General features: G+C 34.1%; 20 protein-coding genes. 11 read left to right on the top strand and 9 right to left on the bottom strand.

The genetic code is table 11. The features are described from left to right. Nucleotides 1–57: 57 nt before the first annotated feature. Nucleotides 58–651, bottom strand: a complete 594-nt coding sequence (locus tag BC6307_RS14865) for a TetR/AcrR family transcriptional regulator (protein WP_066418518.1) — start codon at nucleotides 649–651, stop codon at nucleotides 58–60. A gap of 193 nt (nucleotides 652–844) precedes the next feature. On the opposite strand from BC6307_RS14865, the gene BC6307_RS14860 reads away from it, so the two are divergent. Further along, nucleotides 845–1,285, top strand: coding sequence for a pyridoxamine 5'-phosphate oxidase family protein (locus BC6307_RS14860; RefSeq protein WP_066418515.1), 441 nt, complete (start codon nucleotides 845–847; stop codon nucleotides 1,283–1,285). Between the two features lie 183 nt (nucleotides 1,286–1,468). On the opposite strand, the gene BC6307_RS14855 is transcribed toward BC6307_RS14860, so the two are convergent. Genes BC6307_RS14855 through BC6307_RS14845 form a run of 3 tightly spaced genes read right to left on the bottom strand, consistent with a single transcriptional unit; the run spans nucleotide 1,469 to nucleotide 5,171 of the window. Then, the gene (locus BC6307_RS14855; protein ID WP_066418509.1) at nucleotides 1,469–2,563 is read right to left on the bottom strand and encodes a Ger(x)C family spore germination protein; all 1,095 of its coding nucleotides are present in this window, start codon (nucleotides 2,561–2,563) and stop codon (nucleotides 1,469–1,471) included. Continuing rightward, a complete protein-coding gene (locus BC6307_RS14850) occupies nucleotides 2,560–3,672 on the bottom strand; it encodes a GerAB/ArcD/ProY family transporter (RefSeq protein ID WP_066418505.1) in 1,113 nt (370 codons plus the stop codon). Before BC6307_RS14850 ends, BC6307_RS14855 begins: the two co-directional genes overlap by 4 nt. A gap of 5 nt (nucleotides 3,673–3,677) precedes the next feature. Next, entirely contained in the window at nucleotides 3,678–5,171 is a 1,494-nt protein-coding gene (locus BC6307_RS14845) for a spore germination protein (protein WP_066418502.1), read from the bottom strand. Nucleotides 5,172–5,300: 129 nt separating this feature from the next. Between BC6307_RS14845 and BC6307_RS14840 the strand changes: the two genes are divergently transcribed. The 3 genes from BC6307_RS14840 to BC6307_RS14830 all read left to right on the top strand — a co-directional run bounded on the left by BC6307_RS14840 (nucleotide 5,301) and on the right by BC6307_RS14830 (nucleotide 7,626). Beyond that, on the top strand, nucleotides 5,301–5,633 hold the full coding sequence (locus BC6307_RS14840) for a DinB family protein (RefSeq protein ID WP_066418499.1): 333 nt from the start codon (nucleotides 5,301–5,303) through the stop codon (nucleotides 5,631–5,633). A gap of 174 nt (nucleotides 5,634–5,807) precedes the next feature. Then, nucleotides 5,808–6,350 (top strand): sigma-70 family RNA polymerase sigma factor, encoded by a 543-nt coding sequence (locus tag BC6307_RS14835; protein WP_066418496.1) that lies wholly within the window; start codon nucleotides 5,808–5,810, stop codon nucleotides 6,348–6,350. Beyond that, nucleotides 6,343–7,626, top strand: a complete 1,284-nt coding sequence (locus tag BC6307_RS14830; RefSeq protein ID WP_066418494.1) for a DUF4179 domain-containing protein — start codon at nucleotides 6,343–6,345, stop codon at nucleotides 7,624–7,626. Before BC6307_RS14835 ends, BC6307_RS14830 begins: the two co-directional genes overlap by 8 nt. A 45-nt stretch (nucleotides 7,627–7,671) precedes the next feature. Here BC6307_RS14830 and BC6307_RS25365 read toward each other — a convergent pair whose 3' ends face one another. Continuing rightward, nucleotides 7,672–7,869: a C40 family peptidase gene (locus BC6307_RS25365; protein ID WP_268874280.1), complete on the bottom strand. Its 198-nt coding sequence runs from the start codon at nucleotides 7,867–7,869 to the stop codon at nucleotides 7,672–7,674. Between the two features lie 7 nt (nucleotides 7,870–7,876). After that, the gene (locus tag BC6307_RS14820) at nucleotides 7,877–8,167 is read right to left on the bottom strand and encodes a hypothetical protein (RefSeq protein ID WP_066418491.1); all 291 of its coding nucleotides are present in this window, start codon (nucleotides 8,165–8,167) and stop codon (nucleotides 7,877–7,879) included. Between the two features lie 167 nt (nucleotides 8,168–8,334). Here BC6307_RS14820 and mntR point away from each other — a divergent pair, with 167 nt between their 5' ends. Together mntR and BC6307_RS14810 are read left to right on the top strand one after the other, a co-directional pair. Further along, on the top strand, nucleotides 8,335–8,757 hold the full coding sequence (mntR, locus tag BC6307_RS14815) for a transcriptional regulator MntR (protein WP_066418489.1): 423 nt from the start codon (nucleotides 8,335–8,337) through the stop codon (nucleotides 8,755–8,757). Between the two features lie 152 nt (nucleotides 8,758–8,909). Beyond that, entirely contained in the window at nucleotides 8,910–9,794 is an 885-nt protein-coding gene (locus BC6307_RS14810; protein WP_066418487.1) for a patatin-like phospholipase family protein, read from the top strand. A 69-nt stretch (nucleotides 9,795–9,863) separates the two neighbouring features. Here the strand turns inward: BC6307_RS14810 and BC6307_RS14805 are convergent, their stop codons facing one another. Then, nucleotides 9,864–10,253 carry an SA1362 family protein gene (locus BC6307_RS14805; RefSeq protein WP_066418485.1) on the bottom strand — a complete coding sequence of 130 codons (390 nt, stop codon included), beginning with the start codon at nucleotides 10,251–10,253 and terminating at the stop codon, nucleotides 9,864–9,866. A gap of 423 nt (nucleotides 10,254–10,676) precedes the next feature. Between BC6307_RS14805 and BC6307_RS14800 the strand changes: the two genes are divergently transcribed. The 4 genes from BC6307_RS14800 (at nucleotide 10,677) to efp (ending at nucleotide 13,427) form a co-directional block, all read left to right on the top strand. Then, nucleotides 10,677–11,198 carry a YqhR family membrane protein gene (locus tag BC6307_RS14800; RefSeq protein ID WP_066418483.1) on the top strand — a complete coding sequence of 174 codons (522 nt, stop codon included), beginning with the start codon at nucleotides 10,677–10,679 and terminating at the stop codon, nucleotides 11,196–11,198. Between the two features lie 85 nt (nucleotides 11,199–11,283). After that, entirely contained in the window at nucleotides 11,284–11,724 is a 441-nt protein-coding gene (gene aroQ, locus BC6307_RS14795) for a type II 3-dehydroquinate dehydratase (protein WP_084380552.1), read from the top strand. After that, complete coding sequence (locus tag BC6307_RS14790) at nucleotides 11,724–12,785, top strand: M24 family metallopeptidase (RefSeq protein WP_066418479.1); 1,062 nt, start codon at nucleotides 11,724–11,726, stop codon at nucleotides 12,783–12,785. The genes aroQ and BC6307_RS14790 overlap by 1 nt, the downstream gene beginning before the upstream one ends. 84 nt (nucleotides 12,786–12,869) lie before the next feature. After that, nucleotides 12,870–13,427, top strand: coding sequence for an elongation factor P (efp, locus tag BC6307_RS14785; RefSeq protein WP_066418477.1), 558 nt, complete (start codon nucleotides 12,870–12,872; stop codon nucleotides 13,425–13,427). 40 nt (nucleotides 13,428–13,467) lie between these two features. Here efp and BC6307_RS14780 read toward each other — a convergent pair whose 3' ends face one another. Next, complete coding sequence (locus tag BC6307_RS14780; protein ID WP_066418475.1) at nucleotides 13,468–14,721, bottom strand: TolB family protein; 1,254 nt, start codon at nucleotides 14,719–14,721, stop codon at nucleotides 13,468–13,470. A gap of 372 nt (nucleotides 14,722–15,093) precedes the next feature. On the opposite strand from BC6307_RS14780, the gene BC6307_RS14775 reads away from it, so the two are divergent. Then, nucleotides 15,094–16,767 carry a glycoside hydrolase family 13 protein gene (locus BC6307_RS14775; protein ID WP_066418535.1) on the top strand — a complete coding sequence of 558 codons (1,674 nt, stop codon included), beginning with the start codon at nucleotides 15,094–15,096 and terminating at the stop codon, nucleotides 16,765–16,767. A 51-nt stretch (nucleotides 16,768–16,818) separates the two neighbouring features. Here the strand turns inward: BC6307_RS14775 and BC6307_RS14770 are convergent, their stop codons facing one another. Next, nucleotides 16,819–18,462, bottom strand: a complete 1,644-nt coding sequence (locus tag BC6307_RS14770; RefSeq protein ID WP_066418473.1) for a hypothetical protein — start codon at nucleotides 18,460–18,462, stop codon at nucleotides 16,819–16,821.

The following is an 18,462-nucleotide window of genomic DNA, read 5'->3' as shown; positions in this document are numbered from 1 at the left end:
ATTAAAGGCTAGTAAAACAACCTAAGCACAGTCTTTCTCTAGTAGAAACGAAATATGTTATTTAACTTGCAACCCGTATAATAAAAGATCAACAATTTCTCTTGCTAATTCCTCAGGCTTTTTTTTATCTTGAAACAAATAAGTGGCAGTAAGACGTTCCATAATACCAACTAAACTCTCTGCAACCGTACGCATTTCCACATTCGTCCGAAAGTATCCATCTCTCTGTTCAGACTCTAAGTTTTCCGTGATTAGCTGGACAATATCATTTTTTATCTCTTCTGCATCATCAGACAGATAAAGTCCAATTTTAGTTAAGCTTCGATTGTCATAAAAAAATTGAAAAATTGCAGTTAAGCCGATGGCAATTCTTCCTGGAAGGGAATCTAATTCTAGCCCTGTTTCTAGTCGGCTTTTTTTCGTAAGGAGAGCAAATTTGTTTCGAAACAAGCCAACTAATTCCTGAAATATTGCTTCTTTACTAGGAAAATAAAGATAAAAGGTAGGTTGCGTAACTCCAGCTTTTTTCACAATTGTGCTTATTTTCGTTGAGAAATATCCATGTTCTGCAAATTCATCAGCTGCTATCGATAGTAATTGAGCCTTACTATGCTCGCCACTGGAACCTTGCTTACGGCCCCTTTTTCCCATTATGTAAACCCCTCATTCCATTATATTACTCAAGAGTATTATCTTATAAGAAGTTTAATCTCGTCAAGTTGTTTTTTACAAAATATTTCGAATAGTTCATAATAATGTTAAAGTTCGATTAGAAGTAAGAGGTACAAGAACAAATAACTTTAAATGATAATTAATGAACTTTTTTTAAAGAGAGGTTTTAAAAGTGAAAATTATTAAAGATAAGAAAAGAAGTTTCGATTTGGAACAGTTCCTAGCTAAGCCTTTGTTCGCGCATTTGTCGACAGTCGAAGAGGACTTTCCAAGAGATTCCCCAGTTTGGTTTCTTTGGAATAATAACATACTTTGGATTATAGGGACTTCTTCCGATAGTTTTCCAAAGAGAATAAGGGTAAATAGAAACTGTGCTATCGGTATCGTAGATTTCGACGTGAAAACCGGTCTCGTATTGCATGCGGGTTTTAGAGGTGTTGCCACTGTTGAGCCATTTAATCATACAATTGCAAATCGATTGTTGGCGAAATATTTAGGAGAGAATATGGAACAATGGGATCCACGATTTAAACATTTGGATGACAGTAATGTTTTAATACGTTTCAAACCTGAGACGGTAGTGGTTAGAGATCAATCATATAGTATTAACTAATCGTATAGTTGATTTATAATTAATATTCGATATAAGACTAGAAGAAATTCTATAATTCCTTCCCGCGTTTTGCCATGTATAAGAATTAGTGTTCTCCCACCTCCACGGTATATATAACATCTGTTTAGGTGGGAGGTAACGGTTTATTCTAATGGTTTTTATTAACAACCCTCTACTGAAAAGTTAACTAATTGTTCCAGGTGAGACAATTGTTACTTTTACATTCGTTTTAATTTCAGCATCCTTTAGAACCTTGTTCCAGTTTTCTTTTGTCCAGTTGCTACTATTTCGTACTTTTACTTTTTCTCCTAACCCAATTGGATCAATTTCTAACTCTTGAAAGTGCTTAATTACTTTTCTTAGCTGTTCATTCAGCTGCTCGCTCACTTTTTGTTCTAATTCCACTTGGTTTTGTAACGTATCCAACTTTTTATGCCCCTCGTAGTCAATTACACTTCCGTTAACAAATAAATTAGTTGAAATAGTTAAGTTTTGTAAATCTCCATTTGTTTCAATTAATATTCGGGTTTTGACAAATCGTAATGTCGTAACCCCTTCATTTAATGAAATGCTCATATCAGGAATGTTTCTTCTTTTTTTTAATGCTTCTACTAATTTTGCTTCTTCGGGACTTATAGTGGAAATAAATTTATCCCCTTTAAATAATGCTACTCTCGTAATTTTTAGCGAGTTTTCATTGATTACTTCTAAGTAAGGGGTGGTAGGATCTGAGATATTGTCTGTAAGCCGATAAATAAAATCATGTATTGTAGTAAAAGGATTAAACGCGACTGCTATTCGCGGTGTTAATAGTTCATTAAGGTACACATTAATTTCAGGCTTGTCTTCATATGGTAGCGAGAGAGCTTCTTCAGCAGAACCACTAATAACAGCGACGAACACATTAGCCCCGACGTTAGGATCTCTATAAAGATGTTCAATAGTCTCCCATATTCCAACTTTAGCGGCATACTCCTCACTAAACAATAATACCCTTAATTGAGCTAGTGATAGTATTTTTTCAGATATTGTTGACATTTCTAACACTGCCTGATGTGGAACTTCCACTGTTGATGTCCCTTGCTGTACTTTTTCTTTTTCTTCCTCTCTCGTAGGAGAAAGTGTCATAGTTACTTTTACTTGTCTTTCATCAACATAATCAAAACCCATTATCCCAACCATCCCTAAATCTTCTATAACCGGATACTCTACATTTGGATTTTGACAACTAACTACAATAGGTAATAACAAAAAGGCGATAAGAAGTTTCGGTTTCAAGAAGTGAACCCTCCTTTACGAGAAGATTTATCCATTATATTTTTTAATAAATAAGTGATCATTAATAGATAAGGGATAGCTAACATAAAGTATCCATAAAAAATATTCCATTCATAGAAAAGAAGTAGTTGTATTTGGAAGGGAATAGGGCCGTTAAATAGTATCCATGATAGAAAAGCGACTGCGTAAAGATGCCAAGTACGATTTTTATTTTTGGAGAAAATAGCATCAAATCCCTTTTTAGAGATCCATAAATACGCTGCAGAAGTAGATAAAATTAAAAATGCCCAAAGTGAGGTGCCGAAAACCTCTACTCTTTCTATAAACGGTAGTTTTACAGCTTGAAATAGATTAAGTAGAGGAAATAGCAAATTAGTAAGCTGCCATTCAGAAAAGTAAACTACGCTAGCTAGCGATATAATAACGTATATAATAACTACAATCCAAATACCAATGCTAGCATGTAGAAATGCCCTTTTTTGATCCATGATATAGGGAAAGAAAAATGCTAATATGCCAAAACCGAAAAACGCTTCAAATCCATAATGGATAGACTTGCCCCATTCCAATAAACTTACTTCCCATGTAGGAATAACATTAACCCAGTGCCCAGCTTGAAATGCCCACTTTGTAAAAATCATCATCCAGGCTGTAAAGAAAAAAGAAAACATACAAAACCGAGCAATAGATTTTATTCCCCCTAGGACAATGGTGACTAATGGAATGTAAAGAGCAATAGACATAAATGATACTGTATAATTCGGTAATGCAACCGTTTGGACTAGTCTTAAGTATGAATGAATTACATTACCTACTTGTAAAATTCCATAAAATATAATTAATAAATGAACAATTGTCCCTAAAATTTTCCCCCATAGTTTCTCAATAACAATAAAAAAAGGGTCATTTGGGAATTTTCTTCCTATATAGACAATTGGGAAAATAGAAATATTGGCAATAACACCTAACAAAAAGGGGACAATCCATTGGTTGTTTCCGACATTACTAATGTCCTTTGGAAGGGTTAAAAGCCCAATTCCGATCATAATATTTTGTACGAGGAATATAACATGGTACTTATTGAGTTTTTTAAATCTTCCCTTGTCCATGGACATTACTCCTCATCTAGTGGTTTAACAAGATCTTTTTTTGCTCGTGAAATTCCAGGTCTCTTTGTCATATACTTAACCGGCGCTCGGAGAACACTATTTAATAAATCAGACCATTTTCTTGGAATGACTGGCGAAATAAATGGAGAGCCAAGTGACGTTAGGTTGGAAAGGTGATTTATTAACCAAGCGAGTGTTACCATTTGCCCAAACATTCCAAGCACACCTGCAGCAATTATAAATAAATAGCGAATAAGGCGTATTGCGTTACTCATTAAAAAGTTTGGAGATATAAAGGATAGAAGAGCAGTAGTTGCAACTAGTACAATTAATATATTACTTGCAAGTCCAGCCTCTACAGCAGCCGTTCCGATAACAATACCGCCTACAATACCAATTGTTTGTCCAATCTTTGTAGGCATTCTAGAACCAGCCTCCCGAAGTATCTCAATAACTAGTTCAATGATAAGTACCTCTAATACAGGTGGAAAAGGTACTCTCGCCCTTGAATCAGCTAGTATAGATAAGAGTTGCGGAGGCAACATTGCTGGATGAAACGTCAGCACCGAAACATATGTTGACGTGAGTAAAATGGAAACGAAAAATCCAAAAAGGCGTAAAGTCCTTAAAAGTGTTGCAGTCGTCCATCTATTATAAAAGTCTTCCGGTGACATAAACATTTCCATGAACGTAGTTGGTAAAATAGCAACCTCAGGGCTTCCGTTTAATAGTACTAAAATTTTTCCGTTCAAAAGCTCATTTACAGCCCAGTCTGTTCTAACTGTAATTCCAAATTGAGGGAAAGGAGAGAATGGATTATCTTCTAATAGCTGTTTTAGAACTGGCATCCCTATAAACCCATCGTATTCGACATTTTCGAGCCGAACGATAACTCGATCAACATTTTCTTTGTTTGCTAGGTTACCCAAATATACAATGCTCACAGAATTTTTTGTTTCTGTTCCTAAAAAGAAAGATTTGCTTTTTAACTCTGTTGATCGAATCCTTCTCCTAATCAAAGACATATTTGTTTCAATAGATTCTACAAATGCATCTTGTGGCCCTAAGATTGTTGTTTCATTTTCAGGTGCAGTAATGGATCGTTCTGGGGCATTAAACGCTGGAAGTTTATAAATAATATTTTCATCCAGACTATTAAATAAAAAGGCAAACCCACTTGCTAGTTCATGAAGTAAAAGACTTTGATCTTGATTATTTATCTTTTCTAGTTTATTTAATTTTTTGAACACGCTAGTGGTAGTCTCACTATCTGAAATAGGATCAATCATTTTCTCTTGGATACTAGAGGCATCGACAATTGAAGAAATATACATTACAGTAAAACAATGGTCTTCGATGCTAATTTCTTTTACAACTAAATCATCTATATTTTCTACCTTCTTAAGAATGGTCTTAAGCGTAACGTTGATAACTTCTGTATTAAATTCTTCTTTCTTTTTTGGCTCTTTAAATTTTCGTTTATATTTTTTCCAATCCAAAGTTTATACCCCTTAATTAACCTATTTACGTTTATATTGACCACCAAAATTCTTTATATTCATATGCTGCTTATTAATACCGCTAATAAAAAGAGGAAGACAATTTATAATACTTGTCTTCCTCAATATATGTTTGTAAGTAATAAGACTATAGAACTTAAACTTGATGTAAAATCACCTGGCTCAGAAAAATCTGTCCCTACTTCCGCTAATGAAATTGCAAATGCATTTCGCAAAATAATAGATGAGTTAAAATTAGAAGTAGACAGAAAACTAACAGATGAAAAGCTATTAGAAGAAGTTGAAAGTTTTGGTCGTACAACACCAAGAGGAGCTCTTCTTAAAGTTCTTATGGACCACAGTATTCACCACCGTGGCCAGATGACTGTATTATTGCGTCAAGCTGGTTTACAAGTTCCTGGTGTTATGGGTCCTACTAAAGAAGATGGATTAGTTAATTAAATTTTTTTCAGATTTAAAACATGATGACAAGTAAGCTCGGGGTTAAACCTCTGGGCTTTTTTTCTTCTAACAATGGGGACGAGGTCAATAACGTATCTTTATAATAAAAAAGAATGTAAATAAAATGAACTTTTTACTCAACACAAAACTCATATAGGGGAGAGAGGTGAGAGCATGAATATCGTTCGGTTAGTGAACAAAGCGAAAAGGGGTAATAAGGAGGCGCTTCTACAATTGATTATGGAGGATAAGGATACATATTACCGACTTGCTTTTAGCTACATGGGGAATTCACATGATGCAATGGATGCAATGGAAGACATGATTGTAAAGATATATGAAAAAATTGATCAATTGAAAAAAGAAGAAGCGTTTTACAGTTGGAGTAAAACAATTCTAGTAAATAGTTGCAAAACGATGCTTCGAAAGAACAAAAAATTAATTTTAATTGATGACTGGAATGAACAGTCAGATGAAATATCTCATGCTTTGACCAGTAACCCTTATTTAAAAAGTGTTCATCAAATGGACATACAGGAAATGCTGCTACAATTAAATAAGCATCAAAAAGAAGCTATTCAACTTAAATATTTTCACGATATGGATTATCAATCAATTGCAACGTTAACAAATGTCTCATTAGGTACAGTGAAATCTAGAATTTTTCAAGGGTTGAAAAAGTTAAGGGAACTACACGGAGGTGAGTGGAATGAGTAACATTGAAGATAAATTAGCGGAAGAAAAAAAACGAATAGACTCTTACACTGCACCTGATGAATTAGAAACTAGATTGAGAGAAGCTTTAAACAAGGCACCAAACAAACAAAAGCAAAATGCTCCTTTATGGAAATTAGTAGCAGTGGCAATGTTTTTTATTGTTATTATAGGTTATCAATATAATGGCTTAGCTTATTATGGAAAAAAACTATTTGGTTTCGATGAAATGATGACAGGCACATTAATGGAATTAAATGAAGAAGGACTTGGACAAATCGTGGACGAAACGGTAACTTTGGTTGATGGAACGAAGCTTACAATAGAAGGTGTTATGGCCGACTCTAATCAACTTATTCTTTATTATTCATTAAATAATCCAAAAGGAATAAAAGATCATATAAGAGATTATTTTCGTTTTTTACCTATTTCAGGCTTTCTGACCAATTCGTTTCCGACATCGGGTACGTTTATTGTTGATGATAATCAAACAGAAATAAAGGGAACACAATCATTTGAACCGGTCAGCCCTTTTGCGAAAAAATTGACGGTCAACTTTCAACAAGGTATGAACAACAACCAAACAGTAGAAGAATTCGTGACTATTCCATATAATCCGAACAAAGCGTTACAAACGGAAATTAAACAATCTATTAATAAAGCGATAAAAGTCGATAAGGGGACGATTACGTTTCAAACGATTAGGGCAACACCTACTATGACAGTTGTGGAAGGGAAATTAAATGTTGAAAATTTTGACCGTGTTCCTGATGCTTTATGGGGTATTCAATTATACGCGAACGGAAAAGAGGTTACGTCATTAGGTGGGGGATATCAATCATCTTTACTAGGAAGAAAATTCTCTCTAAATTACGATGCACTACCAAAAGGTCTCCACTCATTGGAGCTAAAAATTAATGAGTTTGCCGGTTACGAAAATGTTGATAAAAAATTAGCGCTAGCGACTAATAACAACCCTACAATGTTAAACGAAAAAGAATTATGGATACAAGATATCAATACAACATCAGAAATGGTAGAAATAACAATTAGAACAGATAATGATGTAATGTTAGATGGTGTTTCGATTGAAACAGAGGAAGAAGTAACCCCTTTAAAAACTATTGTGAGACAATCATATGTAAAATTAGAAGACGGTCAGCAAATGAAAGAAAGGACGTTATTATTTGAAGCGAATACTGAACCGGAATTTATTTATATTAACGGGATGCATTTCATGAAGGAGTATGGCGATATGATAGAAATACCCGTTGATTAAGGAATAGAAAAAGAGAAGCAATCTGCCCGTTTGCTTCTCTTCTTGTTATAAAACTCTCTTTACACCTATTAATACACTTCTCCAATAGGTGTTAATAGTAGAAATTTGTACTTTTTTCCCTTGGCGGTAAGTGTGTAACATTTTATTGTTTCCTATATAAATTGCTACGTGTCCGATTCGATGAATACCTTTTTTCTTCCGTCTAGTAGTCGTTGAAATAAATAAAAGATCTCTATTAGTTATTTTATAATTATTTGCCGATTGTATTTAACCACTCCTTCAGCTTTGCTTTTTGGTAATATACCTTCCCATTTAATAGAATGTGAGGAATGTGTGGGTACTCACTAATTAATTGTTTCGCATCCTCCTTCGTCACTCCTAAAAAGTAGTGTACGTTATTTTCTTTAATAAGCTCATGATCATCGTCTTCTTCAATAGTTTCTATTAATGATTTCGAATTTGGGGACTGGAAATTTTTTAGTCCTTCTCCAATAAAATAACCTGCAGTTGCAATGCCAATAGCAATAAATAAAAATTCCATATACATACCTCCATTGTCTTAATAATCTATACGATCAAATTTTAAAAAGGTTTCAAAAAACAGCAGTGTTGAAAACTGCCACATATCAGCTTGTCAGCAAAGAAAAGTTCATGTATCATTTTAATTAAAAGCTTGTTTCGGACCACAGATTAGATGGAGGGGATATCATGCCAACACCGAGCATGGAGGATTACATAGAACAGATATATTTACTAATAGAAGCGAAAGGATATGCGAGAGTTTCAGATATAGCAGAAGCCCTAGCGGTTCACCCCTCATCAGTTACGAAAATGGTACAAAAATTAGATAAAGATGATTACTTAGTGTATGAAAAATATAGAGGCCTTATATTAACATCGAAGGGCAAAAAGATTGGTAAACGGTTAGTTGCACGTCATGAACTTTTGGAACAGTTTTTACGAATTATTGGGGTTGAAGAAGAAAACATATATAATGATGTGGAAGGAATTGAGCATCATTTAAGTTGGAATGCTATTGATCGAATAGGGGATCTAGTACAATATTTTGAAGATAATAAAATTCGGGTCGAAGAGTTAGAACAAATTCAAAAACAGAATGAAAATAATTAGTAGTGGAATGTCCCAAGTGTTAGTAGAACTGACTTTTGGGACTTTTTTTGTCAGGTTTCCAAGAAAAATAAGAAGACAAGCTATAAAATTGTCATAAAAAGAAATCTCTTTCACTACATTTAAACATACTGATGAAACTGGGGGTGACCTCCTTGGACATCGATGGTGTTTTTTCAGGTGGTGGAATAAAAGGATTTGCCATGATAGGTGCATTACAAGTGTTAGAAGCGAGAGGTTTTCGTTTTGTACGCGTTGCCGGGACGAGCGCAGGATCCATTATAGCCGCCTTTATAGCTGCGGGATATCGCTCAGATGAAATGTATCAGATGTTAGAAGAAACAGATATGTTAAATTTTTTAGATGAAAGAAAAACACTTATTCCTTCCTCGGTTGGAAAATGGCTACTTCTTTATTGGCGTTTAGGTTTATATAAAGGAGATAGTTTAGAAAAGTGGTTGTATAAAAAATTAGAAGCAAGAGGGGTTCGAACGTTTGGAGACTTGCCGCATCAAAAGTTAAGAGTAATTACTTCTGATGTCACTAGCGGAAGACTTGTCATTTTGCCTGACGATCTCCCAAAGTATAATATTGATCCACGAACATTTCCAGTCGCTAAAGCATTAAGGATGAGTTGTAGTATTCCTTATTTTTTTGAACCTGTTAAAATTAAAAATAAAGGTGTACCGTTTTTATTTGTAGATGGTGGAGTACTAAGTAATTTTCCCTTATGGCTATTTGATAAGGATAATGTACAAAAGGTAAGACCTGCATTAGGTATACGATTAAGTTCAAATCTGGAGGGTGTTCCAGTAAAGACGATAAACAATGCAATTACGATGTTTGGAGCTTTGTTTGAAACGATGAAAGATGCTCATGATGCTCGATATATTTCTAGACGTCACGAAAAAAATATAATCTTTATACCAACACAGCATGTAATGACAACTGAATTTGAAATGACGGAGGATAGAAAAAAATCGTTAGTAGAACTAGGTCGTATACGAACGGAAATGTTTTTAAGAAAGTGGTGTTATTAAGGTAGATGAGAGAGGGCGACAGGATTGTCACTACTTTTTGCAAAAAAATAGCAAACAAAAAAATCGAGCTTAAAAAAATGCTCGATTTTTCTTTTTGCCTTTTTTTCCTTCAATGACAGTAAGGTGAGTGGCTGTTTTTCTTTTTGGTTTCGTTGCTTTTTGCGGTTTCGACTTTACTGCTGCACGATCTTTCATATTAAATGTAGAAGGTGCAGGCTTCGCTTGGTATTTCTTTTTTGATTGCTTCACCGCTTTTTTATATTTAGAACCATTTGCTCCGCCGCCTATCCTACCAGCGATAAAATGACGGAACACTAAATAAAAGACAGTTGCAGCTCCAACTATTATTAATAATTGTGTTAGCAGTCCTCTTGTATTCGTGAATAGTTCTGAAATAAGATAAATGATTGCTAATGATAATATAGTCCATAAGATTATTGTTTTTGTTCTACTCTTCATTTGTCTACCTCCCAGCTACACGTAAAAACTAGCACATTTATGCATAATTCCTAGTAACATTACTAGGATGAGGCTCGCTCGAAAAATTTATACTATTAACTTAAAAAACTTTTTGTAAAGTTTTGATTAGTAGGAGAATGTTGTTAGTTTTATAAGAAAAACTATCTCACTAAAAGTGTAACCTTTCATACATCTTAACTATATCATCTATAATGTTCAATTCCTAATAATTATAAACATTATCCCTATTATGTATATTCGATTTGAAACATAAAATCTCCTTTTTCTGACCAGTCATTATTATGATATTCATGGTAGCGTTTCGGATAAAATTAGTTATTGTTATTTTTGTAAAGTACTTGAATGAAAGCGGTTCTGAATTGGAAAGATATATAGAAAGCATGAAAAAGAGGTGATACTAAATTGGCTGGTGAAGAAAAATTAGAACAAAATCAAAGAGAGGAACCGATGAGTTTAATGACAAGAGTCGTCATTACTGGTTTGGTCGGTGGCCTTCTTTGGAGTGCGTTAGGTTACCTTGCCTATGTATTTAACTTTATTGAGATTAGCCCTAATGTTGTTTTACAACCGTGGGCTGTCGGTGAGTGGAAAAATGGCGTTTTTGGCAATTTTGTTAGTATATTTATATTAGGAGTGATAGGGATTGGCGCGGCAATAGGTTATTTTGCCTTTTTAAAAAAATTCCAGCAGTTTTGGATGGGTCTTATTTATGGTGCTGTTCTTTGGGGCCTTGTGTTTTTTATTTTAAATCCGATGTTTCCAGGAATTAAAACAGTTCCAAATTTAACATTAGACACGATTGTCACTAGCTTTTGTTTATTTATTCTGTTTGGGTTATTCGTGGGTTATACAGTTTCTTATGAATATAACGAATTACAACCGAAACATGACCAAAATCATGGTCAACAAACATCGAACGAGTAGTCGGTAAGTGGTATTATATGATAGAATGTTCTGTAATCGAACATTCTTTTCTTTTTTGAAGAGATAGAAAAGGAGTATAATGATTATGCGGCTACTTGTAATAAACGGTCCTAATTTAAACCGTCTCGGCAAACGAGACCCTGCTGTTTATGGACGTGACACTTTAAATGACTTAGAACAACGATTAGCTGAATATGCAAAAGAGCATCATTTATTGATTGATACTTTTCAATCTAATCATGAAGGAGCAATTATAGATAAATTACATGAAGCAGATGCTCAATATGAAGGTATTGTTATAAACCCAGGGGCATTTACTCATTATAGTTACGCAATTCGTGATGCGATTGATAGTATTGTTATTCCTGTTGTCGAAGTACATATTTCTAACATTCACGCTCGAGAGTCGTTTCGCCACCTCTCCGTTACAGCACCTGTAACCAAGGGGCAAATTGTGGGATTCGGTTTAGACGGATATGAATTAGCTGTAAAAGGATTGTTAAATGTAATAAGGGGGAAAAAATAATGGAAAAATTAAACAAATTACGTAATGCATTTACTGAAGCAAACGTGGATGCATTATTAGTGACTAGTGGGAAAAATAGAAGCTATTTAACTGGATTTACTGGTACTGCAGGTGTAGCAATTATTACAGCTGAAAAAGCAGTATTTATTACAGACTTTAGATATACAGAGCAAGCAAGTAAACAATGTGTAGGATTTGAAATAGTTCAACATAAAGGTGGCCTTGTGGAAGAAATAGCAAATCAGGTAAAAGTACTTGGTATTTCGAAACTTGGTTTTGAGACAGATCACGTAACATTTTCCACATATTTAGCTTTTAGAAAAGAGATTGGGGCAGAACTTGTACCGATTAGTGGCGTTATCGAAAAGTTACGCTTGATTAAGACAGAACAAGAGATTAATATATTAAAGGAAGCTATTCAAATTGCGGACGCAGCATTCGAGCACATTCTTACATACATAAAACCTGGCATAACGGAGCTTGATGTTTCAAATGAATTAGAATTTTTCATGAGAAAACAAGGTGCCGTTTCTTCCTCATTCGATATTATCGTTGCTTCCGGACATCGTTCTGCGTTGCCACATGGTGTAGCGTCTAGTAAAGTAATTGAATCTGGAGAATTTGTTACCCTTGATTTTGGAGCATTTTATAAAGGATACAATTCAGATATTACAAGAACAGTTGCTGTAGGTACACCTAGCGATGAATTAGTAAACATTTATAATGTTGTATTAGAAGCACAATTACGTGGAATGAGAGGAATTAAAGCTGGTATCACTGGCCGTGAAGCAGATGCTTTAACTCGAGATTATATAACGGAAAAAGGTTTTGGAGAGTATTTTGGACATTCCACTGGACATGGTCTTGGAATGGAAGTTCATGAAGGACCATCACTTTCACTAAAATCTGATACTATATTAGAGCCTGGTATGGTAGTAACAGTAGAACCTGGGATATATATTGCTGGTTTAGGTGGAGTAAGAATAGAAGATGATACTGTTGTAACAGCGGATGGAAATGAGAGTCTATCCCACTCTACAAAGGAACTTATTATTTTATAAGTGCTTTTTGGATAGAGTAGATTTTATTTACAGTGGTAACAATACCATTAAGTAACTTTTGTTTAAATGTAGGAGGAAATTAAAATGATTTCAGTAAACGATTTTCGTACAGGTTTAACAATTGAAGTAGATAACGGTATTTGGCGTGTAATGGATTTCCAACACGTTAAACCTGGAAAAGGTGCTGCGTTTGTTCGTTCAAAATTACGTAACTTACGTACAGGTGCTATTCAAGAGAAAACATTCCGTGCTGGAGAAAAAGTAGGAAAAGCACAAATAGATAACCGTAAAATGCAGTATTTATATGCAAATGGTGATCTCCATGTATTCATGGACAACGAGTCATATGAGCAAATCGAATTACCATCAAAGCAAATTGAATACGAGCTTAAGTTCTTAAAAGAAAACATGGAAGTTGCAATTATGATGTATCAAAGCGAAACACTTGGTATTGAGCTTCCAAATACAGTAGAACTAAAAGTAACAGAAACTGAACCAGGAATTAAAGGTGACACTGCTTCTGGTGGTTCGAAGCCTGCAACAGTGGAAACTGGATTAGTAGTAAACGTACCTTTCTTCGTTAACGAAGGTGATGTGTTAATTGTTAACACAACAGATGGATCTTATGTTTCTAGAGCTTAATTAGTAATGGAAAAAGGCATCCAACCAAGGATGCCTTTTTTCATTTTTTAGGGTTGTACCACTCAATAACGTCTACATGCTCTAATATCATCTTTGCATCAGAACCGTCCGGGTTACTCACCCATATACTAGTTTTTTGATCGCTTGTTCTCATCCAACTTATTTTATTGGCACGATGCAATAAAATAGGGGCACTATCTGCCTTTCTATCCTCATTTGGGATTATTTGTACTTGTTCATCTGTTTTCGTATTAACAACAAATAACGTAGATTGAAAAAACTCAGAAGGCTTATTCGTTTCTTTTCCTCTTGCAACGACTATTTTTTCATCATCTAACCATGTAAAATCAATATCAGCATAGCCTTTCGGTGTGTACGTTTTCGTTTGAGTAGGCATTACAGTTTGAACAACTAATTTTTTATTATTAATTCCAACTGTTGTTCTACCACTACCTTGTATAGAAGCAACTATAGGCTTTGTTGGAGCCCACTGAATCCATGACGGATTATCTAAAATTTCACCTAGAGGAATAAATACTTTATTTTCAACAGCAAAAATACCAACAATGTTTTGATCCATGCTCCAAGAAGCGGTTGGGGTAACAGTCATACTTATCCAACGCTCATCAGGAGACCACTTTAAATGTCTAAGTGCAATGGATAGTACAGAAATATCTTCTAATTTCACTGGAGATGGCACGGTAAAAATGGACGAAACAGATACTTCAATTTCTTCTTCTTTTTTTCCTTTTTTCCAAGTGGCATTGTAAATACGTGGATGACTCCAACCATCTGGAAATATTGCTGCAGCAGCAGTTACGACCATACTTTTTCCATTAGAAGCCCAAGTGAAAGATGAAACGCCGTCTGTTAAAGGATAAATGACTGGACCATCACTAGTGCACTGTACAAGTGATAAGCTTGACCCAGAAATAAAGGCTAACTCGTTTTTGGTTGGAGACCAATAAATATCTTTTCCAGGAATGGATAATTTAAATTGTTTATTAGTCGGTAAATGATGAAGCCAAATGTCATTTAATCCTTCTCGTTGTTCAGATTCTATCGTAGAATTAGCTTCAAATGCTAACCATGTTCCGTCATGAGACCAAATTGGCCTAGATACGTAAAGGTCGTCTGTTAATTGAGTTGTTTCTGACTCGTGATATAACCAAAGATGTCCTTCCCGAATAAACGCAGCTTTTAACCCGGTTTCTTTCCCATTCTCTTGAGCAGTGACGTTTATCGGTGAAAACAATATAAGAGTGGCAATACTAAGTAAAATTAATTTCTTCAAGATGCAACACCTACTATTTTAATTTTGCAAGATCCTCAACATAAATTGTTATCTACTAGTTTTACCAATTCACGTTTTATCATCCATAAAAGTATCGATTGAATTCCTTTATACAAAACAAAATTAATGAATATAGTCCTAATATCCTGTTTGAAAATTTTTATTGAATTCTTTGTAAAACATGATATAGTAAGGATGAGCAGTATGCCTAATTTTTTTTATCTATTTGTGCAAACGTTTACGCAATTTCTTTTTATCTTATTTGCATCACAAAATGTGCATGCACTTATAAGTTCTATAAGAAAAACAGAAGATAGACAACTTAAAACTAAAAGCGAAATTCAGTTTTTCTATATTAAGGGAGTGTTTATTTTGAAAAAAACGTGGTGGAAAGAAGCAGTTGCATATCAAATTTATCCGAGGAGCTTTGTTGATTCTAATGGAGATGGGATCGGAGACTTAAAAGGTATCATAACAAAGTTAGACTATTTAAAAGAATTAGGAATAGATGTTATTTGGATTTGTCCGATGTACAAATCACCAAATGCTGATAATGGTTATGACATAAGTGATTATCAAGATATTATGGATGACTTTGGAACAATGGAAGATTTTGACCTACTATTAGAAGAAACGCATAAAAGAGGGATGAAGTTAATTATAGATTTAGTTATTAACCATACAAGTGATGAGCATGAATGGTTTATTGAATCTCGTTCTTCTAAAGAAAATCCGAAGCGTGACTGGTATATTTGGCAAGATGGAAAGCCAGATGGCTCAGAGCCAAATAACTGGGAAAGTATTTTCAGTGGATCTGTTTGGGAGTATGATAAGGAAACAGAACAGTATTATATGCATCTATTTGATAAAAAACAGCCAGATTTAAACTGGGAAAATAAAGATGTGCGCTTTGCATTGTACGATATGGTTAACTGGTGGTTAGATAAGGGTATTGACGGTTTCCGTGTTGACGCTATTTCGCATATTAAAAAAGAGCAAGGTTTCCCTGATTTGCCTAATCCTAAAAAATTAGATTACGTACCTTCCTTTGAGTACATGATGAATGTTGATGGAATTCAACCGTTTTTAGAAGAGTTAAAAACGCAAACGTTTGCACGTTATGATATTATGACTGTTGGCGAAGCGAATGGAGTTAAAATTGAGCAAGCAGATGAATGGGTAGGAGAAGAGAACGGTAAGTTCAATATGATTTTTCAATTTGAGCATCTAGGACTTTGGGAAAAAGGAACGGAAGGCGGAGTTGACGTTATTCAACTAAAAGAAACTTTAACAAAATGGCAAAAAGGGCTTGAAGGAAATGGTTGGAACGCATTGTTTTTAGAAAACCATGATCAAGCACGCTCTGTTTCAACATGGGGGAATGATAAAGAATATTTAGGAGAAAGTGCAAAATCGTTAGCCTCTCTTTATTTCTTAATGCAGGGAACACCATTCATCTATCAAGGTCAAGAGTTAGGCATGACAAATGTAAAGTTTGATTCAATTGATCATTATGATGATGTTGCGATGAAAAACTTATATACAATTGAAAGTAAAAAAGGTCGAGAATATGCGCAAAAAGTAATGGAATCGATTTGGATGAAAGGAAGAGACAATTCCAGAACACCTATGCAATGGAATAGTGAGCCAAATGCTGGCTTTACTACTGGAACGCCATGGTTAGGGGTAAATGAAAACTACACGAAGATTAACGTTGAAGCTCAGTGGAATGACCCAACATCTGTATTAAGCTATTATCGCGATATGATAAAGCTTCGTAAGTCAGAAGAAGTATTCGTTTACGGTATATACAACCTCATTTTAGAAGACGATGATAAAGTTTACGCATACACAAGAACATTAAATGATACGACTGCAGTCGTTATAAGTAACTTATCTGGAGAAGAAGCAACTTATAAATTTGATAACATTGTACTTTCTTCAAGTAATTTAAAACTTTCTAATTATGAGGTTCCTTCTCATAAAGGTATTACGAACTTTGAACTTAAGCCTTATGAAACAAGGGTTTATGTAGTGAAAAAATAAATAACAGAAAAACACCGGCCAAAATAATGGTCGGTGTTTTTTATGGTGTAACTAGGAATAGAGAGTTTTCCATGATTTATTGAAAGCTTTTTTCCAGAGGACGATTAGATTGATTAGCGAAATAACGATAAAAATATATTGTCCAAAATTGATAAGTGTACTAATTAGGTGTATCCCTGCAAAAAGTCCAACAATGAGCATTGTAAGAAAAATGATTGTTCCACTTCCTTCGTTCGATGAATCAAAGGATTCGGAAAATGGGAGTCCTTTATTTAATATATAAAAACAAATAATACTGAAATTACAAGCGTTAACCAAAACTAATAGTAAGTCCGGTAAAATTCGAACACCAAAAATAAACATAAAGATGACACTTAACGTTAAATAAATCGGTAAATAAAGTTTTACGAGAAAGGCTTTTATCGTTCCACTGAAAATTGGTTTTAACTCCTCTAACGGTGCTACTTTAAATACCCACGCACCTTTAAATTTTCCGGAGTAATTTAACATTAATACTACTGTAGGGATAATGATGAGACTAAAGTAAATATTAAGATACGCTTTGCTAGTGAGAGGATCAAACCCAGAGTCTGTTTTGAAAACATTAAAAAGAAAAATAAAAGGAATTACAAACGAAAAGCCAAGTGACGGATATACTTTAAGCTTAAAATCTCGTTCGTTTTTCATCATCAAACTAGCAAAACGGAAAAATACTTTTTCTTCTTTTGAAGTACAAATGATATTCATAAACCATTCCTTGTATTTTGGTTGCTTTTTGTATTTAACTTTTCCGTGATAGGTGAGCTTTTGTAAATTTCTTTCAAAAGTAGGGAGCAATTTAACATATAACCAAATGGATATAATAGGGATTGCTACACTTAATAACGCTAACAGTATATAAAAGTTATTTACACTATTACCTAAAGTAATTTCCATTAATGCACCGTACCACATTGGGATAATGAATAGCTGCCACCACTCAGGTTCTAACACAATGATGTAGTCCATTAGTTCGAATGAACGAGCTAAAAGTTGGTAACCAATCATTATCGCAAGTGAAAGACCTATTTGAACATAATTAATAATATCTTTCAGCTTCTCGCCATCAAAAAATTTCAATATCCATATATAAATGAGTGCTGTTAGAACGACAACAAATATATCAATAAATATAATAGAAAAAATGGCAAGTAGAAAAAATAATAGGCCGTGTCTAAATAACCCGACAATTAACGGTATACCTACAATAGCTACTGTTAATAAGCATAAGTAAGTTGTAACATGAATGGCTTTAGCTGCACTAATAGTCTTTTTATTTATAGGTTTTGGATATAATATATTTCTGTCACGAACATCTAGTAAAACAGAAGAAAAATCAGATATTAGCGATGTACTAATAATGAATATTAATATTCCGTAAACGAAACTCATTTGAAACATGTAATTGTTATCCATAAGAATAAACGGAATCATGAAAAGACCAAATAATACATATATCCATAGCGACTTAACGTATTGATTACTATCTGTTTCAACTTTTTTCCGGTTGTTTTGCTGAAAAATAGTAGGTACTCTACGACCATCCATCGTAAACTTAACTTGAAGTAGTTTTCTCATCATTTTGTAATCTATATCACTACGATTAAATACCCATTGAAAACGGTCTAACAACTTTAATGTAAAAAACTCTTTCAC

Source organism: Sutcliffiella cohnii, from assembly GCF_002250055.1.
GTDB lineage: Bacteria > Bacillota > Bacilli > Bacillales > Bacillaceae_I > Sutcliffiella > Sutcliffiella cohnii.
Note: the sequence above shows the minus strand (reverse complement) of the source record. Positions and strands in the feature narration are given on the sequence as shown.

Bases quoted from the DNA above. Each gene is read 5' to 3' on its own strand.
- BC6307_RS14865 (WP_066418518.1), bottom strand. From the start codon at position 651: ATGGGAAAAAGGGGCCGTAAGCAAGGTTCCAGTGGCGAGCATAGTAAG.
- BC6307_RS14850 (WP_066418505.1), bottom strand. From the start codon at position 3,672: ATGGACAAGGGAAGATTTAAAAAACTCAATAAGTACCATGTTATATTC.
- BC6307_RS14840 (WP_066418499.1), top strand. From the start codon at position 5,301: ATGTTTGTAAGTAATAAGACTATAGAACTTAAACTTGATGTAAAATCA.
- BC6307_RS14835 (WP_066418496.1), top strand. From the start codon at position 5,808: ATGAATATCGTTCGGTTAGTGAACAAAGCGAAAAGGGGTAATAAGGAG.
- BC6307_RS14830 (WP_066418494.1), top strand. From the start codon at position 6,343: ATGAGTAACATTGAAGATAAATTAGCGGAAGAAAAAAAACGAATAGAC.
- BC6307_RS14820 (WP_066418491.1), bottom strand. From the start codon at position 8,167: ATGGAATTTTTATTTATTGCTATTGGCATTGCAACTGCAGGTTATTTT.
- mntR (WP_066418489.1), top strand. From the start codon at position 8,335: ATGCCAACACCGAGCATGGAGGATTACATAGAACAGATATATTTACTA.
- BC6307_RS14805 (WP_066418485.1), bottom strand. From the start codon at position 10,253: ATGAAGAGTAGAACAAAAACAATAATCTTATGGACTATATTATCATTA.
- aroQ (WP_084380552.1), top strand. From the start codon at position 11,284: ATGCGGCTACTTGTAATAAACGGTCCTAATTTAAACCGTCTCGGCAAA.
- BC6307_RS14790 (WP_066418479.1), top strand. From the start codon at position 11,724: ATGGAAAAATTAAACAAATTACGTAATGCATTTACTGAAGCAAACGTG.
- efp (WP_066418477.1), top strand. From the start codon at position 12,870: ATGATTTCAGTAAACGATTTTCGTACAGGTTTAACAATTGAAGTAGAT.